The following is an 18,612-nucleotide window of genomic DNA, read 5'->3' on the forward strand; positions in this document are numbered from 1 at the left end:
ACCGGCGCTCGCTTCAGTTACCGGTTGAAGCGTTCCACCAGGCTGTATTGTGACTGCGCAGTGGCCGCGAGGTCTTCTGACAGCAGCGCCGAGCTCTGGGCGTCGCCTGAGGTCTGATCGGCGAGCCGGGCGATGTTGCCGACGTTCTGGCTGATCTCGTCGGCCACTGCGCTTTGCTGTTCGGTAGCGGAGGCGATCTGTGAGGTCATGTCGATGATGCGACCCACCGCCTCGCTGATGCCGACCAGCGCTTTGTCGGCGTCGACTACCCGCTTGACCCCTTGGTTTGCCTGGCTGCGCCCTTGCTCTGTCGTCTCAACCGCCTGGCGTGCCTGCTGTTGCAGTTTTTCGATCAACTGATGGATCTGCCCGGTGGCCGCTGCGGTACGTTGGGCCAGTTGACGTACTTCATCCGCCACCACCGCAAAGCCACGGCCGCTTTCACCGGCCCGTGCCGCTTCGATGGCTGCGTTCAGTGCAAGCAGGTTGGTCTGGTCGGCGATGCTCTTGATCACGTCGACCACGGTGCCGATCTCGTTGCTGTTCTGTGCCAGTGCGGAAACGGCATCACCGGTTTCGGTGACGGCCGCGGCCAACAGCTCGATGGCCTTGCGCGTATCCGAGCCAATTTTCTGGCCATGCGCGGTGAGCTGGTTGGCTTGCTCGGTTGCCTCTGCGGCCAGTGCCACATTGCTGGCGACTTCTTGTGTGGTAGCCGCCATCTGGGTAATCGCCGCAGCGACCTGTTCGGTCTCGTGATGCTGGCGCGACAGCCCTTCGGAGCAACTGTGGGCAAGTTGTTCTGCGCGCTTGGCCTGCTGTTGCAGTTGTACGGCGCTGTCTTGCAGGCGGGTCAGGCAGGTCTTCAGGCGTGCATGCTCGCTGAGCAGAGCCATCTCCAGCCGTGCTTCGTCACCCTGGCTGTCGGTGTACATCTGCGCAATCAGCGGATCGCTGTTCGACTGTTCGGCCAGACGCAACAGCCGCCTTATTCCGCGCATCTGCCAATGACGGCCGGCGAGACCGAGTGGAATCGATAGCAAAGCAGCAAGCGCGAAACCCCAGCCATGATCGTGCCAGGCGCCGATCATAAAACTGATCTGGCTAATGACGATAAAAGGCAGCCAATTAACTACGATGGGCAGCCACCTGTCGCGCTGCGGAACGCCACTCTTCCCTGCGTTGAGTCGTGCATAGAGCGCTTCGGCGCGCCCGACTTGCTCACGGGTTGGCTTGGTGCGGACCGACTCATACCCTATGACCTTGCGCTGAACATCCAGTACCGGCGTGACATAAGCGTTGACCCAGTAGTGGTCACCGTTATTGCGTCGATTCTTGACGATCCCCATCCACGGCTTGCCATCCTTGAGCGTGGCCCACATGTGCGCGAATACGGCCGAAGGGACGTCAGGATGGCGAATCAGGTTGTGCGGCGCGCCGATCAGATCGCCACGTTCAAAACCGCTGACTTCCGCAAAGATATCGTTGCAGTAGGTGATGGTCCCGGTGAGATCGGTGGTTGAGATCAGCCGTTGCTGATCGGGAAATGCATACTCGCGCTGGGTGACGGGCTGGTTGTTTCGCATGAGGGGTACGCCTGGCAGTCGAGGTGGCCGTAGCCACATGTATCGTCCTGGTCCGGCCGTTTGATCGGCGTCTTCAGAGTGATGTCAAATTGACGTCAAATCTGTGACCAGTGTGCTGAGCAACGTAACGGCTGATTTACCAAGGACTTAAGCGTCAACCCGACAATCGGCGGAAATAAAAAACCCGCTGCAGGCTCTGCAGCGGGTTTTGTGTGGCGCAGTAGCGGCTCGCCGATCAACCTTCGATCAATTGACGAAGCACAAAGTGCAGAATGCCGCCGGCCTTGAAGTACTCCACTTCGTTGAGCGTGTCGATACGGCACAGGACCTGGAAGCTGTCGCGTGCACCGTCGGCGCGCTCGATGTCGACGGTCAGCAGTTCGCGGGGCTTGATGTCCGCGCTCAGACCGCGGATCGATAGTTTTTCATTACCGGTCAGACCCAGTGTTTGCCGAGTCTGGTCACCTACGAATTGCAACGCCAATACACCCATGCCGATCAGGTTCGACCGATGGATACGCTCGAAGCTTTCAGCAATAACGGCTTTCACGCCTAGCAGGTTGGTGCCTTTGGCGGCCCAGTCGCGGCTGGAGCCGGTGCCGTACTCCTTGCCCGCAATGACCACCAGCGGCACGCCTTCAGCCTGGTAGCGCATGGCGGCGTCATAGATCGACATGCGATCCCCGTTTGGCTGGTACAGCGTGTTTCCGCCTTCCTCACCGCCGAGCATCTCGTTCTTGATGCGGATGTTTGCGAAGGTGCCACGCATCATCACTTCATGGTTACCGCGGCGTGAGCCATAGGAGTTGAAGTCCTCCGGTTGAACGCCCAGCTCCTGAAGATAAACACCGGCCGGAGAGCTGGCCTTGATATTGCCTGCAGGGGAAATGTGGTCAGTGGTGATGGAATCGCCGAACAGGGCCAGGATCCGCGCATTCTCGACGTCCGCGGGCGGCGTCAGGCGTTGCCCGATGTCTTCAAAGAACGGCGGGTTCTGCACATAGCTGGAGTTGTTGTTCCATGTGTAGGTGTCGCCTTCGGTGAACTCGATGGACTGCCAGTGCTCGTCGCCACTGAATACATCGGCGTAGCGCGTGCGGAACATCTGTCCGTCGATCTTGCTGACCGCTTCGTCCACCTCCGCGCTGGTCGGCCAGATGTCCTTGAGATAGACCGGCTGGTTCTGTTTGTCGTAGCCGATCGGATCCTTGTCCATGTTGATCCGCGTGGTGCCGGCCAGGGCGAAAGCCACTACCAGTGGCGGCGAAGCCAGCCAATTGGCTTTGACCAGCGGATGCACGCGGCCTTCAAAGTTACGGTTGCCGGACAGCACCGAAGACACCACCAGATCGTTGTCGGTGATGGCCTGGCCAATGGCGTCAGGTAGGGGGCCGGAGTTGCCGATGCAGGTGGTGCACCCGTAGCCGACCAGATTGAAGCCCAGCTGATCGAGGTAGGTGGTCAACTCAGCGCGTTCAAGGTAATCGGTGACCACCTTGGAGCCGGGGGCCAGCGAGGACTTCACCCATGGCGCTCGCTGCAAGCCACGCTCCAGTGCTTTCTTGGCCACTAGGCCTGCAGCCATCAGTACGTTCGGGTTGGAGGTGTTGGTGCAAGAGGTGATGGCTGCAATAACCACAGCGCCATGCTTGAGGCCGTACTCTTCGCCGGTAACCGGGAACGATGCGTCGATCTGCTGCGTCTTGCCGCTGGTTTCCAGGAGCAGATCGAAATTCGCGCCGATGTCGCCTAGCGTTACCCTGTCCTGCGGACGCTTCGGACCGGCCAGTGATGGTTTGACTTCGGCCAGATCCAGTTCCAGCGTGGCGGTAAACACCGGATCCGGCGAGTTGGTGTCGCGCCACATGCCCTGAGCCTTGCTATAAGCCTCGACCAGGGCGATACGGTCTTCGTCACGACCGGTCAGGCGCAGGTAATCGATGGTGATCTGGTCAACGGGGAAGAAGCCGCAGGTCGCGCCATATTCGGGTGCCATGTTGCCGATGGTGGCGCGATCGGCGAGGGGGAGGTGGTCCAGGCCTGGACCAAAGAACTCGACGAATTTGCCCACGACACCGTGCTTGCGCAGGATCTGCGTCACGGTCAGCACCAGATCGGTGGCCGTCACGCCTTCGTTGAGCTTGCCGGTCAGGCGCATGCCGATCACTTCCGGGATCAGCATCGAGACCGGCTGGCCGAGCATCGCCGCTTCCGCCTCGATGCCGCCCACGCCCCAGCCGAGGACGCCAAGGCCGTTAATCATGGTGGTGTGTGAGTCAGTGCCGACCAGCGTGTCAGGGTAGGCAATGGTTTCGCCGTTCTCTTCCTTGGTCCAGACGACCTGGCCTAGATATTCCAAATTCACCTGGTGGCAGATGCCGGTGCCCGGCGGTACCACGCGAAAATTGTCGAAGGCCTGCTGGCCCCAGCGTAGGAACTCGTAACGTTCACCGTTGCGCTGCATCTCGATATCGACATTCTGCTCGAACGCCTTGTCGGTACCGAAGCGGTCGACCATCACCGAGTGGTCGATTACCAGATCCACCGGCGACAACGGGTTGATCCGCTGTGGGTCGGCACCGGCACGGGAAACCGCATCTCGCATGGCAGTCAGATCGACCACGGCGGGCACGCCGGTAAAGTCCTGCATCAATACACGTGCCGGGCGGTACTGGATCTCTCGTTCGGAGGTATGCGTCTGAAGCCACACCGCCAGCGAGTTGAAGTCATCGGCGCGAACCGTCACGTCATCTTCCCAGCGCAGCAGGTTTTCCAGCAGCACCTTGAGCGAGGTCGGCAAACGGCTGATGTCGCCGAGCTGCTTCGCCGCTTCGGGGAGGCTGTAGTAGTGGTAGGTTTTGCCGTTAACGTCGAGGCTGCGACGGCAATTCAGGCTGTCCAGGGATGGCATTGGTCTCTCCTTGTGCCCGCACGGCCGGGCTGATTGAGTCGGGAGCGTTCTTTAGAACCTAGCGCCTGGCGAAAGGGTTCGCCACGAAACTGGCCGCCAATCGAAATGGCGAAGAGTGCGGGAGTCGGGCCGCGACAGCGTGTTTGCAGCCGCCTAAAGGCGCTGCTTGCCGGGGTGCAAACGACTCCTGCAACTGTTCACTGGACCGAACCAGTAAGCCCGTGGTTCCCCACTCGGCTATCATGTGCGCCTTTTGTCGTAGGGGGTGCTGGCGCCGATGCGCTTTGCGCCGCTTATAGGGTTCGTATCATGAATACATTGCTGCTGCATTGCCGCCCCGGTTTCGAGAACGAGGTGTGCGCCGAAATCAGCGACCAGGCCGCTCGCCTCGATGTGGCCGGCTACGCCAAGGCCAAAGCCGACAGTGCCTGTGCCGAGTTCATCTGCAACGACGCAGCAGGACCAGAGCGCATGATGCGTGGTGCGCGGTTCGCTCGGCTGATATTTCCCCGGCAGTGGGCGCGCGGCGAATGGCTGGCGCTGCCGGAAACCGACCGGATCGGTGTGTTGCTCGAACGCCTCAAATCAATGCCGGTGTGCAGCAGCCTGTGGCTGGAAGTGGTGGACACCAACGATGGCAAGGAGCTTTCCAACTTCTGCCGAAAATTCGAGGGTCCGTTGCGCAAGGCGCTGGAAAAGGTTGGCAGATTGAAGGAGGGCGGTCAGGGGCCGCGCCTGTTGCTTACGTTCAAGAGTGGTCGTGAGGTCTTTGTTGGCCTGGCCGAGGCGGACAACAGCGCTATGTGGCCGATGGGTATCCCTCGGCTGAAATTCCCCCGCCAGGCGCCGAGTCGTTCGACTTTGAAACTCGAGGAGGCGTGGCACCATTTTATTCCTCGCGAGCAGTGGGATGAGCGCTTGGCCCCAGGCATGACAGCCGTTGACCTCGGCGCCTCCCCGGGCGGCTGGACGTGGCAGCTGGTCAACCGGGAAATCGAGGTAATGGCGGTGGACAACGGGCCAATGAACGAAGAGCTGCTCGAGTCCGGTCTGGTCGGCCATTACCGTGCGGATGGCTTTGCCTTTCGCCCCAAGCGCCCTGTGAATTGGATGGTTTGCGACATCGTCGAGAAGCCCGCAAAGAATGCCGCTTTGCTTGAAACCTGGATCGGCGAGGGTTTGTGCCGTGAGGCTGTGGTCAACCTGAAGCTTCCAATGAAGCAGCGCTACGCCGAGGTGAAGCGGCTCTTGGAACGCATCGCCGACGGGCTTGCCGAACGAGGAGTGAAGGCGAGCATCGGCTGCAAACAGCTATACCATGACCGCGAGGAAGTGACTTGCCATCTGCGTCGGTTGTAACCACTGCCGCCTGCTGCGCGACAATACCGTCCTGTTTTCTGGAGCCCCTGATGTCTCGAACTACCGAACTGTCCGCTGATGCGCTGCTCGATGCCAGCGGCCTCAACTGCCCTGAGCCGGTCATGATGCTGCACAACAAGGTGCGCGATCTGCCTGCGGGCGACGTCTTGAAAGTCATTGCGACCGATCCATCGACCCAGCGCGATATTCCCAAGTTTTGCGTGTTTCTTGGCCATGAGCTGGTCGACCAGCACGCTGACGACGGCACTTATCTGTACTGGATCCGCAAGAAGCTCGACTGAACGCCTCGCAACATACGGGCGCCTCGTTCAGACGCAGGGAGGCAGAAACACCAGCTGCATGCCGACGAAGACCGTCGCCAACGCCGCGATGACGTGAATCCCGGACGACACCTTGAGCACGAAAACCTGCCGATCATTTAGATCGTTGGGTTCGTGTGCCAGCTTCCAGGTCCGGCGCCCTAGCCACAGCAGCAGCACAATCACCAGCACTGTGAACAGGCCGAAGCTTGCGTTCAGCCAGTTGAATACTCCCTGGCTGGGGTCCGGTGGCGCGATGCCGCAGACCACCGCGTGCGATCCGTACATGGCGGCGAACCAGAGGCTCCAGATGGTTAGCCCAAACGGAATCTGAATGGGATGAAAGACGGACGTGCGGTTGTACTTCATCAGGCACCTCCCCACGCATTCGGGAACAGGACAATCGCGGCGTACGCGCTCCATATCACGCCGAGGTTGTAGTACCAGAGCTGCTCGACGACCACCACTTCATAGGGCGCTTTGTCGCCAACGTAGCCGTACATCACCCGCAGGGTCTGCAGCAGCGTGAGAATCGTCGCCAGCCCGCAATGAATCAGGCCGTACGCCAGAATCACGAAGACCACCGCGTCGTGCGCCGTCTCAGTCACCTTCAGGTTCGCCGTCAGCAGCAGCCACAGCAACATGGCCCACTGCACGGCGCCTATCGCCGTGATGGCGCCAAGGTTGAGCATCAACTGTCCGCCGCTTCCCCGACGCAACCGGCCGGGCACGAGTCGCATCCACATTGTCCCAATCGTCAGCAGCACGGCACTTGCAAGCATCAGCCAGCCGTTCAGGTCGGAATGCTCCGGCACCATCCATTCGGGTGAGACTGTCCATAGGTAGAACCAGCCGAACAGCAACGACAAGTAAAGGGTGCCATTGGCCAGTAGGGTGACGCCCATTCCCCAGAGGCCGGGTCCGTCAAAGGTCCGCGAGTGCAGCGGTGGCTCGCCAGGTTGTGTTTGCGCATCGGGCGCGGCGGCGGGGTGGGCACCGTTCTCCCAGGACCAGCGGAACAGCACGATCAACGTGGCGACCGTAGCGATCAACGCGACCCAATAGAACTTGTTCAGCAGGCTCAGACAGAGCACCGCCAGGAACACCGAAGCCACGAATGGCCACCAACTGTTGCCGGGCAAATGAATGATTTCGCGGACTTTGCCGCTCAGCGGGTCCGAGCCCCAGGTTTCACGACGGCCATGGTCGATAGCCTTCAAGGAATGCTCGCCGCGGGCGATGCTGTGGGGCAGGTCGGGGTCTTTCCATAGCGGATGACGGTCGGTGATGTCTGGCAAGCTGACGAAGTTGTACGGGCTCGGCGGCAGGCACGTGGCCCACTCCAGGGTGTCGGCATTCCAGGGGTTGGTTTTTGCCGGTTGACCGAAGCGGAAGTGCAGCACGATATCCAGCAAAATTGTGCCGATGCCGATGGCCATGATGAAGCTGCCGATCGAGGAAACCAGGTTGGGCAGGTCCCAGCCCAGACCGGTGTCGTAGGTGTAGACCCGTCGCGGCATGCCGAGCAGGCCAGTCCAGTGCATGATCAGGAACGTGGTGTTGAAGCCGATGAACACCAGCCAGAAGCCCCAACGGCCCAGACGCACAGACGGCATACGGCCAGAGAAGTGCGGCAGCCAATAGTAGAGCCCGGCCATCAACGGAAAGAACATCCCGCCCACCAGCACGTAATGCATGTGCGCGACGATGAAGTGGGTGTCATGCACCTGCCAGTCGAAGGGCACTAGCGCCACCATCACCCCGGTGAGGCCGCCACAGACGAATACGATCAGGAATCCGACCAGCCAGAGCATCGGTACGTGATAGACCGGTTTACCCAGCCATAACGTCGCGATCCAGGCAAAGATCTGCACGCCAGTGGGTATTGCCACGAGCATGCTCGCCGCGGAGAAGAACCCCAGCGCCAATGCCGGAATGCCGACGGTGAACATGTGATGCACCCACAACCCAAAACTCAGGAACCCGGTGGTCAGCACGCCAAGCACCACCCAGCGATACCCCACCAGTGGTCGCTGACAGAACACGGGTAGCAAGGTCGAGACGATGCCGGCCCCGGGCAGGAAGATGATGTACACCTCTGGGTGGCCGAACAGCCAGAACAGGTGCTGCCAAAGCACCGGATCGCCGCCCTTGGCTGGATCGAAAAACGGCATTCCGGCAGCGCGCTCCAGCTCCAGCAGAATGCTGCCCAGGATCAGTGGCGGGAAACCGAACACGATCATCAATGCCATGACCAGGATGTACCAGGCGTACAGCGGCATCTTGTGCAGCGCCATGCCGTTGGTGCGCGTGCGCAGGATCGAGACCACCAGCTCGACGCCGGCACTGACCGCAGAGATCTCCACGAAGGTGATGCCGAGGAGCCAGAAGTCCGAGTTGACGCCCGGCATGTGTGCCGAGCTCGACAGCGGCGTATACATGAACCAGCCCGCTTTTGGCGCGACGCCGAGAAACACGCTGGACAACAGGATGATGCCGCCGAACAGGTAGCAGAAGTAGCCGAGTGACGAAAGACGCGGGAAGATCAAGTCCCGTGCGCCGATCATCTTCGGAATCAGGTAGACCGCCAGGCCTTCCATCATTGGCACGGCGAAGAGGAACATCATCACCGAGCCGTGCATGGTGAAGACCTGGTTGTAAACCTCCGGCTCCATCAGCACATACCCGGGCAGGGCCAGTTGTGTGCGGATGAGCATGGCCATCAGCCCGCCAATCAAAAAGAACACGGCGCCGGTGACCAGAAAACGCAGGCCAATCGTGGTGTGGTTGACAATGGTCAGCGCGCGCCAGCCGCGCGGATTGCCCCAGACTTCGTTGAACTGGTCGTGCAGTTGATCCGGATCCGTGCTGGGTTTGCTGCTTTGGTCGAGTTGAGTCATGGAGCGAGCGTCTCCAGCCAGTCGGCAATCTGATCGAGGGTTTGCGGCGGAACGTCGTCATGCGCGGGCATACCGTTGCCGAATTTGAGCGTCTTGTGTTCACGGAGCCACTGACGCAATCCGTCATGGTCGTTGTCGATCACGCCAGCGCCGAGGCTCGGTCGTGTGGCAAGGTCCGAGAGGTCCGGTGCGCGACTGCCGTTGGTGATCCCCGCGACACGATGGCATTGACCGCAGCGCTCATCGAATACCTTGCCGGCTTCGCCCGGTGCGCGCTGGGTGAAACTGAGGTTCTCCCGCGCTGCGATCCAGTTGTCGAAACCGGCATCGTCCAGCGCTTCGACATGAAGCTTCATGTGCGCGTGTTGTAAACCGCAGAATTCCGAACACTGACCGTGGAAGACGCCGGTATGGCCCGCCTGCAGGCGAATGACGTTGGTGCGTCCTGGGATCATGTCCATTTTGCCGCCGAGTCGCGGAATCCAGAACGAATGGATGACGTCGGCGCTGGTGACGTTTACGTCTATCAGCCGTCCAGCCGGGATGATCAGCTGGTTCGCGGTCGTGACGCCGCTGTCCGGGTAGTGCACTTCCCACCACCACTGGTGCCCGGTGACCTCAACCTTCAACGGCTGCTGACCCTCGACCGGCAATGGCATCATGCTGCGCCCGGTGGGGATGCCGAAAACCAGCAGGACGACGATGCTCAGGCTGGGCAGCACGATGCCACCACCAATGACCCAGCGTCGGTTGATTCTCACTGCCTGTTCTTTGCTGGTCTCCCGCGGCTTGCGTGCCAGTGCATAGATCCAGATGGCGCTGACTGCTACCAATACCAGCGTGGCGAAGGCAAACATGCCCCACCAGACATGAGCGATCTGGCGTGCCATATGACTGGCTGGGTTGAGCGATGACAGCGGACCGCCGCAGGCGGTCAAAAAAGGAACTGATAGCGCCAGCGTGGTCCATTTCAAGAGGTTGCCGGCTCGTCTGGCTCGGCTGCCTACTCCCGAAAAATGCTGCCGGAGCGTCGAATGGCCCGATACAGAGACTCCATCCACAGCCGCGCTGCGATAGCCGGCCACCCGCTGCACCCGATGCTGATCCACTTTCCAGTTGCCGCTCTGACCGGCTTGCTGCCGGTCGATCTCGCTCACCTCTGGACCCTTGACGATTTCTGGTGGCGTGCCGGCTTGTGGCTGTCCGGTGTGGGTGCACTGGGTGGCTGGGTCGCCAGCATTTTCGGTTTGATCGATCTGGTGACCGTGCGTGAGATCCGTCAGAAGATCACGGCGTGGTGTCATGCGATCCTCGCCGTGATGATGTTGTCGCTGGCTTCGCTGAACTGGCTGCTGCGCTACCAGAACGATGCCCAAAGCATGCAGCTCTGGGCGCTGTACCTGTCGGCGATCACTGCCGTACTGATTTCCCTCGCGGCGTATCTCGGCGGCCGGCTGGTCTACGAGCATGCTGTCGGGGTCGATCTGGATAAGGTCTGATCCAGAATAAGACGGGGCTTGGGATCGTTCGGTCATGGGCATCTTCGAGTTGATCGAGCGGTTCGGGGCATGGGCTAAAAAGGCTTCGCCAGCACTAGCCAAAGCGTCGCGGTGACAAACGTTGCGGCGACTACACCGAGAAAACGACAACGAATGCTGACGCTCTGCTCAGGCGCCCGCTCAACATGCAGCACCAAAACGCCGCACAGGGCGTGGCAGAGCACCATTCCAGCCACGGTGCTGAGCTTGACGATCAGCCAGCCGGCGACCAGGCCCTGGCTCAGAAACAGCGCCGTACCCGAGCCGATGGCGACCAGGGCGGCCGGCGTTCCGATCAGGTTGAACACCATGCGCGTCAGGTGGGCATGGTCACGGTAGAAGAGTGGGTCGCTGCGTCGAGTGCCCGCGGCAATTAGCGCCGGCAGGTAGAGCAGGGTGCCGCACCAGCAGAGCAAGCCCGCGAAGTGCACCAGTTTGAGCAAGGGCATGCATGTCTCCGTCCAGCCCGCGGCAAGTCAGAGGTTGTGACAACCTCGTGCCGGAGCGGTTCGGGGCCAATGCGTAGCGTCTGGTTTGAGGTTTAGTCGGAACTACCCGCTTCAGTCGGCTTCGGGGTCATGCGCGGTCTGGACGTTCTCGTCCTGCAGTGACTTACGACTGAATAGTTGTGTACCGCAGCGGCTACAGAACGACGCGTTGGGTTCATGGCTAAGCTTTTCGCAGCTCGGGCAGCGATAGTGAAGACTGTCCTCACGCATAGCGGTCGCCAGTTCCGCAGTGAAAATGCCCGTTGGGACGGCGATGATCGAGTAACCGGTGATCATCACCAATGTAGCCAGCGCCTTTCCCAGAGGGGTGAGGGGCACGATGTCGCCGAAGCCGACGGTCGTGAGGGTCACTACCGCCCAGTAGATACTCATCGGGATGCTGGTAAAGCCGTTGGCAGGCCCTTCTATCACGTACATCAGCGTGCCGTAGATCAACACCATGGTGGTGACGCTAAGCAGGAACACGATAATTTTCTGCTTGCTGCCCCTAAGCGCTACCAGCAGGAAATTGGCTTGGCTCAGGTATTGCGTCAGCTTGAGCACGCGGAACACCCGAAGCATCCGGATCGCGCGAATCACAAGCAGGTATTGGGCATCAGGAAGCAGCAAAGCGATGAATGCTGGCAGTACGGAGAGCAGGTCGATCGCACCGTAGAAACTGAAGATGTACTTGCGTGGCTCTGGGTGGGTATAGATGCGCAGCAGATATTCGATGGCGAATACGGCCGTGAAGAACCACTCGAGACCCGCCAGCAGCGTCCCGTGCGCTTCTCGGTAGGCCGCAATGCTGTCGAACATTACAACCAGAAGGCTGGCCATGATGAATATCAGCAGCCAGGTGTCGAATCGCTTGCCGGCCGACGTGTTGGTAAAAAAAATGATGACGTAGAGGCGCTCGCGCCAGCCCATCGATCGGAGGGCTTCGTTATCCATCTGCTCAGGCTCCCGGTTCGGCAAAGACTTGGATTATTGTCGACTAAGACTCGCGCATTCAAAGCATCGTTGCGAACGTATCGCCAGGGGCGCCATCGAAACGGTTTGCAGGCGCTATTGCAGAGTACGCTTCCTCAGTGATGATCGGCTCTGCTTTGCACTGGCCAAAGCCCACCGTCTGGTCAGCTGGCTTTGCCTCGGATCACTTTCAGGCATAGTCTTGCGCCAAGCGCATCAATCCGCTGGAGTGCGAAATGCCAGATTCGAAGTTGGTCGATCCGTTCGGCCGACGCATCACCTACCTGAGATTGTCGGTGACCGACCGGTGCGATTTTCGTTGCACCTATTGCATGAGCGAGGACATGGTCTTCGCACCGCGCGCTCAGATCCTCACGCTAGAAGAGCTCTATGCGGTGGCTGATGCGTTTATCAGTCTGGGCGTCAAGCGTATCCGTGTGACCGGTGGCGAGCCGCTGGTGCGCAAGGGATTGCCGAGCCTGCTGAGTCGTCTGGGTGCCCGTGAAGAGCTGGAAGATCTGTCGATCACGACTAACGGCTCGCAACTGTCGACCCTCGCGCTCGTGCTTCGTGATGCTGGCGTCAAGCGTCTGAATATCAGTCTGGATTCGCTCAAGCGTGAACGTTTCGCTGAACTCACGCGCCGCGACATGCTTGCGCAGGTGATCGCTGGCATCGATGCTGCTCGCAGTGCCGGATTCGACCGAATCAAGCTCAACAGCGTGATCCAGAAAGGCCGTAACGACGACGAAGTCCTGGATCTGGTGAATTTCGCCATCGAGCGCGGGCTGGATATCAGCTTTATCGAGGAAATGCCGCTGGGCAACGTATCCAGCCATGAGCGCGAGATTACTTTCTGCTCCAGCGAGGAAGTGCGCGAGCGTATCGAAGCCGGCCACCAGCTGGTACGAAGCAGCCACACCACCGGAGGCCCGTCACGCTATTGGCAAGTCGCCGGAAGCGATACCCAGGTGGGCTTCATTTCGCCTCATAGCAATAACTTCTGTGGCAGTTGCAACCGGGTACGCGTCACCGCCGAAGGCAAGCTGGTGCTCTGCCTCGGTCACGAAGGCGCGCTGGATCTCAAGACCTTGATGCGTCGCTACCCCGGCGACAGTGAGCGGCTGCGCCAGGCGTTGGTCGATGCGCTGCAGCTCAAGCCTGAGAAACATGAATTCCGCACGGACGAGCAGGTCCAGGTGGTGCGCTTCATGAGCATGACGGGCGGTTGAGGCAGCCGGCATCGCAGACCGACAGTAGGGTGGGCTTCAGCCCACCTGATAGGGCTAGCATGGGCCCGACGGCTTCTGCTTCAGCCCACGTGATACATCGTTATCGGTGGGCTGAAGCCCACCCCACGTCGCGCTTGATGCCCGGACTGCTCGTAGGGTGGATGACGCTTTTTTCATCCACCGTGGCTCATCACTCATTCCTGCCGACCCGCATTGAATTGGCTGTAAGGCGGGTGGAGCAACGCTCCGCTTCAGGCCGCCTGATATGTGATCACTGGTGGGCTGAAGCCCACCCTTGTATCTCGACTACCACGCTATGTTGGGGTGATAGTTCCCGACTGATCATCGGGGGAAGGTCAGAAAGCCGTATCCACCCTTAGGCTTTGAGCCTGCGACGTAGATAGCGCTGCGGCCTTCCATACTCACTCTTACAGCTCGAACGGTATCCAGAGCCCGCCTCCGGCGAGAGCTCGCATCAGCAAGGTAGAGCTGAGTGAAGTATTGATCTTTCTGAACCAGCAGGAGGAGTTCTTATGCCCAGCGTCATCGGCATCGATATCGCCAAACGCACGTTCGACATCGCCACCCAGCAGCCCAATGGCAAGTACCGCACCAAGGCCAAATTGCCTAACGAGGTGGCCGGTTTCGAAGCGCTCCAGCAGTGGCTGCTCAAGCACGCCAATGCCCAAGCCTGGATCGTGATGGAAGCGACCGGCGCTTACCATGAAGCGCTCGCGACCTGGCTTCACGATAAAGGCTATCAGGTCTGCGTGCTCAATCCTGCACAGGTCGCCTATTACGCTCGAAGCCAGCTCCAGCGCGTAAAGACCGACAAAGTCGACGCCAAACTCATCGCTGAGTATGGCGAGCGGCACCAGAGCGATCTGCGGGCCTGGCAGCCTGAGCCTCCCGCCGTCCGGCGCTTGAAAGCATTAGTGCGGCGCTTGGAGGATCTGCAGGAGATCCAACAAATGGAACGCAACCGCTTGGATCTGGCCGACGCTAGTGTGCAGGCTTCAATCTACTCAGTGCTGCACCATGTCGAGCGGCAGATCGGAGAGACGCTCCGTGCGATCCGAGACCACATCGATGATGACCCGGACCTGCGCAACAAACGCGACCTGCTGACCAGCATTGATGGCATCGGCGATCGTTCCGCAGCCCTGTTGCTGGCTGAGCTGGGCGATCCGTTACGCTTCGCCAGCTCACGCGCGATCACCGCTTATGCCGGGCTGAACCCCCGCCTTCAGGAGTCTGGCTCCTACAAAGGCCAGACGCGCATATCCCGCACAGGATCGTCTCGCTTGAGGGCTGGGCTCTACATGCCGGCGGTCTGCTCGCTCACACACAACCCGGCCATTAGTGCTCTACGCGAGCGTCTGAGTGCAAAAGGAAAATCCGGAAAACAAATCGTCTGTGCAGCGATGCGCAAGCTGCTGCACATCGCCTATGGGGTACTTAAATCGGGCCAGCGTTTCGACCCTCAACTGGCCCTTGCTCGGTAATGGGGAAGACGGTATCTACGTCCAGCCTGCAAGGTCGAGATTGCTGCACTGCTACGCAGGATGCGGTAAAAGCGGCGTGATAGACTCCGCGGCTTTATGCCAGCACCCACCCGACTCCAGGACTTCCGATGTTCACGGCGACTCTGCTTGTTCATCCCTACGCTGACTGCCACGGATAGGCCTCAATGCGTCTGAAAAGCATCAAGCTTGCCGGCTTCAAATCCTTCGTCGATCCCACCACGGTCAGCTTTCCCAGCAACATGGCGGCAGTGGTCGGCCCCAATGGTTGCGGAAAGTCCAACATCATCGATGCCGTGCGCTGGGTGATGGGCGAAAGCTCGGCGAAGAACCTGCGCGGCGAGTCGATGACCGATGTCATCTTCAACGGCTCGAACACCCGCAAGCCAGTGACCCAGGCCAGCATCGAACTGATCTTCGATAACTCGGACGGTACGTTGCTGGGCGAATACGCGGCGTTCACAGAAATCTCTATCCGCCGGCGGGTCACGCGTGACGCTCAGAACACTTATTTTCTCAACGGTGTGAAATGTCGTCGGCGCGACATCACCGACATCTTCCTGGGTACTGGTCTGGGGCCACGCAGCTATTCGATCATCGAGCAAGGCATGATCTCCAAGCTGATCGAGGCCAAGCCGGAAGACCTGCGTAACTTCATCGAAGAGGCGGCCGGCATCTCCAAATACAAGGAGCGCCGCCGCGAAACCGAAACCCGTATCCGCCGTACTCATGAAAACCTGGCTCGCCTGACCGATCTGCGGGAAGAGCTGGAACGCCAGCTGGAGCGCTTGCATCGTCAGGCGCAGTCGGCGGAGAAATATCAGGAGTACAAAGCCGAGGAGCGCCAGCTGAAGGCCCAGCTGTCGGCGTTGCGCTGGCAGGCTTTGAACGAACAGGTCGGCCAACGCGAGCAAGTGATCGGCGATCAGGAGGTCAGTTTCGAGGCGTTAATAGCCGAACAGCGCAACGCCGACGCCAGCATCGAGCGCTTGCGCGACGGCCACCATGACCTGTCGGAGCGCTTCAACCTGGTCCAGGGCCGCTTCTATTCCGTCGGCGGCGATATCGCCCGGGTCGAGCAGAGCATTCAGCATGGTCAACAGCGCTTGCGCCAGCTGCAAGATGATCTGCGCGAAGCCGAGCGAGCCCGGCTGGAAACTGAATCCCACCTGGGGCATGACCGCAACGTGCTCGCCACGCTTGGCGAAGAGCTGGCCATGCTCGAGCCGGAGCAGGAAATCGCAGGCGCGACGGCCGAAGAATCTGCCGCCCAGCTCGAAGAAGCCGAGGCGGCAATGCAGCTCTGGCAGGAACAGTGGGAGCGGTTTAATCAGCAGAGCGCCGAGCCGCGCCGGGCGGCGGAAGTCCAGCAGTCGCGCATCCAGCAACTGGAACAAAGCCTAGAGCGCTTGGCAGAACGTCAGCGGCGCCTTGAGGACGAGCGCGCCTCGCTCGCCGGCGATCCAGAGGACGCCGCGGTGGCCGAGATAAGTGAGCAGCTGGCCATTGGCGAGCTGAATGTGGAAGAGCTATCCGCGGCGCAAGAACAAACCGAGCAACAGCTTGAGCTGCTCCGCGAGCAACTGCAGCAGGCGAGTCGCACCGAGCAGGAAGCGCTAGGCCAGTTGCAGCGTATGGGTGGCCGCATCGCTTCGCTTGAGGCCTTGCAGCAGGCTGCCATGGACCCGGGCAAAGGCGTTTCCGATTGGCTGCATGTGCGAGGGCTCGACCAGCGACCGCGTCTGGCCGAAGGGCTTCGCGTAGAGCCGGGATGGGAGCTTGCGGTCGAGACCGTGCTGGGCGCAGATCTGCAAGCCGTGCTGCTGGACAGCTTCGACGAATTGGACCTGAACGGCTTCGAGCAGGGCGATCTGCGTCTGGTCAGCGCCACGCAGCGTGCCGGCGTGATCAGCGGAAGCCTGTTGGATAAGGTCGAGTCCGCCACGGATCTCTCGCCTTGGCTCGGCCGGGTGCGCACTGTGGACGACCTCGATCAGGCGTTGGCTGCGCGAGGCTCGCTTGGTGATGGCGACAGTCTGATCAGTCGTGATGGCTACTGGGTTGGTCGACATTTTCTAAGAATCAGACGGGCTGGAGAGGCCGAGTCCGGAGTGCTGGCGCGCGGCCAGGAACTGGCGCGGTTGCAAGCCGAACGTGATGAGTGCGAGGCGAGTCTTGAGCAGCTGACGGAGCAACTCGGCCAGCTGCGCGAGGCACAACGCGAACAAGAGGAATGCCGGGAACAGCAGCGCCGTCAGCATCAGGATCTGTCTCGTCAGCAAGGCGAATTGAACGCTCGCCTGTCGGCTAGCCAGGCCAGGCTGGAACAGTTGAGCTTGCGCTGCCGCCGGCTGGACGAAGAGCTCGTCGAGCTTTCCGCGCAGCGCGCGTTGGAAACCGAGCAACTGGGCGAGTCGCGCCTGCATCTGCAAGATGCGCTCGACGCGATGGCCGCCGATACCGAGCAGCGCGAGTCGCTGTTGGCAAGCCGTGACGGCATTCGCGAGCAGTTGGACCGGGTTCGCCAGGAAGCGCGACAGCACAAGGATCACGCGCATCAACTGGCCGTCCGAATCGGTTCGCTAAGAGCCCAGCATGATTCGATCCGCCAAGCGCTTGAGCGTCTTGAGCAGCAATTCGAGCGTGCGGTCGAACGCCGCGAACAACTGAGCTTGAATCTGGAAGAGGGCGAGGCGCCACTCGAAGAGCTGCGCATCAAGCTCGAGGAGCTGCTGGAGCGGCGCATGGGCGTTGAAGACGAGCTCAAGCTGGCACGCTTGGCCCTCGAAGATGCTGATCGCGAATTGCGAGATGCCGAGAAGCGCCGAACCCAGGCCGAGCAGCAGGCGCAGTTGCTGCGTGGCCAGCTTGAGCAGCAGCGGATGGACTGGCAGGCCCTTAGCGTTCGGCGTAAGACGGTACAGGACCAGTTGCATGAGGAGGGCTTCGATCTGCATGGCGTACTGGCGACGCTGCCCGCCGAGGCCGGCGAGGCCGAGTGGGAAGTCGAGCTCGAGCGTCTGGGTGCCCGCATCCAGCGCCTCGGGCCGATCAACCTCGCGGCGATCGATGAATATCAGCAGCAATCGGAACGTAAACGCTACCTCGATGCACAGAACGACGACCTTGCCGAAGCGCTCGATACGCTGGAAAACGTTATTCGCAAGATCGACAAGGAAACGCGAAATCGCTTCAAGGAGACGTTTGATCAGATCAACAGTGGTCTGCAGGCGCTTTTCCCAAAGGTTTTCGGCGGCGGCAACGCTTATCTGGAACTTACCGGGGAAGATTTACTCGATACCGGGGTGGCGATCATGGCGCGACCACCCGGGAAGAAGAACAGCACCATCCACCTCCTGTCTGGCGGTGAGAAGGCACTGACCGCGCTGGCATTGGTGTTTGCGATCTTTCAGCTCAACCCGGCACCGTTTTGCATGCTGGACGAAGTGGACGCGCCTTTGGACGACGCTAACGTCGGGCGCTATGCGCGTCTGGTCAAGGAGATGTCGGAAAAGGTGCAGTTCATTTACATCACGCACAACAAGATCGCGATGGAAATGGCCGACCAGCTGATGGGAGTCACCATGCACGAGCCGGGTTGTTCACGGCTGGTCGCGGTTGATGTGGAGCAGGCGGTGGCGCTCGTGGAGGCTTGAGGGGAGCGCAGTTTAAAGCGCAGTAGAAGGTGTTCATTGACCAATAAAAGAGCCGCGCCGGGCGGTGCAAATCTACCGTTCGTCGTGATAGTTTAGAGCGCAATTTTTACGATGCGCAGATGAGCCT

Annotated in this window: 13 protein-coding genes; 6 read left to right on the top strand and 7 right to left on the bottom strand. The window is 60.4% G+C overall.

What is annotated here, in order from left to right:
• Positions 1–17: 17 nt before the first annotated feature.
• A complete protein-coding gene (locus C1896_10025; protein AZZ45210.1) occupies positions 18–1,586 on the bottom strand; it encodes a chemotaxis protein in 1,569 nt (522 codons plus the stop codon).
• Positions 1,587–1,821: 235 nt separating this feature from the next.
• A complete protein-coding gene (gene acnA / locus C1896_10030; GenBank protein AZZ45211.1) occupies positions 1,822–4,497 on the bottom strand; it encodes an aconitate hydratase AcnA in 2,676 nt (891 codons plus the stop codon).
• A 309-nt stretch (positions 4,498–4,806) separates the two neighbouring features.
• Between acnA and C1896_10035 the strand changes: the two genes are divergently transcribed.
• The gene (locus C1896_10035) at positions 4,807–5,856 is read left to right on the top strand and encodes a 23S rRNA (cytidine(2498)-2'-O)-methyltransferase RlmM (GenBank protein ID AZZ45212.1); all 1,050 of its coding nucleotides are present in this window, start codon (positions 4,807–4,809) and stop codon (positions 5,854–5,856) included.
• 50 nt (positions 5,857–5,906) lie between these two features.
• Positions 5,907–6,158 carry a sulfurtransferase TusA gene (locus C1896_10040; protein AZZ45213.1) on the top strand — a complete coding sequence of 84 codons (252 nt, stop codon included), beginning with the start codon at positions 5,907–5,909 and terminating at the stop codon, positions 6,156–6,158.
• A gap of 27 nt (positions 6,159–6,185) precedes the next feature.
• Here the strand turns inward: C1896_10040 and C1896_10045 are convergent, their stop codons facing one another.
• The 3 genes from C1896_10045 to coxB are packed head-to-tail and all read right to left on the bottom strand — an operon-like array spanning position 6,186 to position 9,966.
• On the bottom strand, positions 6,186–6,545 hold the full coding sequence (locus tag C1896_10045) for a hypothetical protein (GenBank protein AZZ45214.1): 360 nt from the start codon (positions 6,543–6,545) through the stop codon (positions 6,186–6,188).
• Positions 6,545–9,076, bottom strand: a complete 2,532-nt coding sequence (gene ctaD, locus C1896_10050; GenBank protein AZZ45215.1) for a cytochrome c oxidase subunit I — start codon at positions 9,074–9,076, stop codon at positions 6,545–6,547. Before ctaD ends, C1896_10045 begins: the two co-directional genes overlap by 1 nt.
• Positions 9,073–9,966 carry a cytochrome c oxidase subunit II gene (coxB, locus tag C1896_10055; GenBank protein ID AZZ47610.1) on the bottom strand — a complete coding sequence of 298 codons (894 nt, stop codon included), beginning with the start codon at positions 9,964–9,966 and terminating at the stop codon, positions 9,073–9,075. Before coxB ends, ctaD begins: the two co-directional genes overlap by 4 nt.
• Positions 9,967–10,110: 144 nt before the next feature.
• Between coxB and C1896_10060 the strand changes: the two genes are divergently transcribed.
• Positions 10,111–10,575, top strand: a complete 465-nt coding sequence (locus C1896_10060; protein AZZ45216.1) for a hypothetical protein — start codon at positions 10,111–10,113, stop codon at positions 10,573–10,575.
• A gap of 74 nt (positions 10,576–10,649) precedes the next feature.
• Here C1896_10060 and C1896_10065 read toward each other — a convergent pair whose 3' ends face one another.
• Both C1896_10065 and C1896_10070 read right to left on the bottom strand, forming a co-directional pair.
• Positions 10,650–11,063: a hypothetical protein gene (locus C1896_10065; GenBank protein ID AZZ45217.1), complete on the bottom strand. Its 414-nt coding sequence runs from the start codon at positions 11,061–11,063 to the stop codon at positions 10,650–10,652.
• Positions 11,064–11,174: 111 nt separating this feature from the next.
• Positions 11,175–12,056 carry an ion transporter gene (locus C1896_10070; protein ID AZZ45218.1) on the bottom strand — a complete coding sequence of 294 codons (882 nt, stop codon included), beginning with the start codon at positions 12,054–12,056 and terminating at the stop codon, positions 11,175–11,177.
• 254 nt (positions 12,057–12,310) lie between these two features.
• Here C1896_10070 and moaA point away from each other — a divergent pair, with 254 nt between their 5' ends.
• The 3 genes from moaA to smc all read left to right on the top strand — a co-directional run bounded on the left by moaA (position 12,311) and on the right by smc (position 18,485).
• On the top strand, positions 12,311–13,306 hold the full coding sequence (moaA, locus tag C1896_10075; GenBank protein ID AZZ45219.1) for a GTP 3',8-cyclase MoaA: 996 nt from the start codon (positions 12,311–12,313) through the stop codon (positions 13,304–13,306).
• Positions 13,307–13,839: 533 nt separating this feature from the next.
• A complete protein-coding gene (locus tag C1896_10080) occupies positions 13,840–14,811 on the top strand; it encodes an IS110 family transposase (protein ID AZZ45220.1) in 972 nt (323 codons plus the stop codon).
• A 185-nt stretch (positions 14,812–14,996) separates the two neighbouring features.
• A complete protein-coding gene (gene smc / locus C1896_10085; protein ID AZZ45221.1) occupies positions 14,997–18,485 on the top strand; it encodes a chromosome segregation protein SMC in 3,489 nt (1,162 codons plus the stop codon).
• Positions 18,486–18,612 lie beyond the last annotated feature (127 nt).

It is taken from the genome of Pseudomonadaceae bacterium SI-3, from assembly GCA_004010935.1.
In the GTDB taxonomy this organism is placed as follows: Bacteria; Pseudomonadota; Gammaproteobacteria; order Pseudomonadales; family Pseudomonadaceae; genus Stutzerimonas.

Bases quoted from the DNA above. Each gene is read 5' to 3' on its own strand.
- coxB (AZZ47610.1), bottom strand. From the start codon at position 9,966: ATGGCACGCCAGATCGCTCATGTCTGGTGGGGCATGTTTGCCTTCGCC.
- C1896_10045 (AZZ45214.1), bottom strand. From the start codon at position 6,545: ATGAAGTACAACCGCACGTCCGTCTTTCATCCCATTCAGATTCCGTTT.
- C1896_10025 (AZZ45210.1), bottom strand. From the start codon at position 1,586: ATGCGAAACAACCAGCCCGTCACCCAGCGCGAGTATGCATTTCCCGAT.
- C1896_10035 (AZZ45212.1), top strand. From the start codon at position 4,807: ATGAATACATTGCTGCTGCATTGCCGCCCCGGTTTCGAGAACGAGGTG.
- C1896_10040 (AZZ45213.1), top strand. From the start codon at position 5,907: ATGTCTCGAACTACCGAACTGTCCGCTGATGCGCTGCTCGATGCCAGC.
- moaA (AZZ45219.1), top strand. From the start codon at position 12,311: ATGCCAGATTCGAAGTTGGTCGATCCGTTCGGCCGACGCATCACCTAC.
- C1896_10070 (AZZ45218.1), bottom strand. From the start codon at position 12,056: ATGGATAACGAAGCCCTCCGATCGATGGGCTGGCGCGAGCGCCTCTAC.
- ctaD (AZZ45215.1), bottom strand. From the start codon at position 9,076: ATGACTCAACTCGACCAAAGCAGCAAACCCAGCACGGATCCGGATCAA.
- C1896_10065 (AZZ45217.1), bottom strand. From the start codon at position 11,063: ATGCCCTTGCTCAAACTGGTGCACTTCGCGGGCTTGCTCTGCTGGTGC.
- C1896_10060 (AZZ45216.1), top strand. From the start codon at position 10,111: ATGGCCCGATACAGAGACTCCATCCACAGCCGCGCTGCGATAGCCGGC.
- acnA (AZZ45211.1), bottom strand. From the start codon at position 4,497: ATGCCATCCCTGGACAGCCTGAATTGCCGTCGCAGCCTCGACGTTAAC.
- C1896_10080 (AZZ45220.1), top strand. From the start codon at position 13,840: ATGCCCAGCGTCATCGGCATCGATATCGCCAAACGCACGTTCGACATC.
- smc (AZZ45221.1), top strand. From the start codon at position 14,997: ATGCGTCTGAAAAGCATCAAGCTTGCCGGCTTCAAATCCTTCGTCGAT.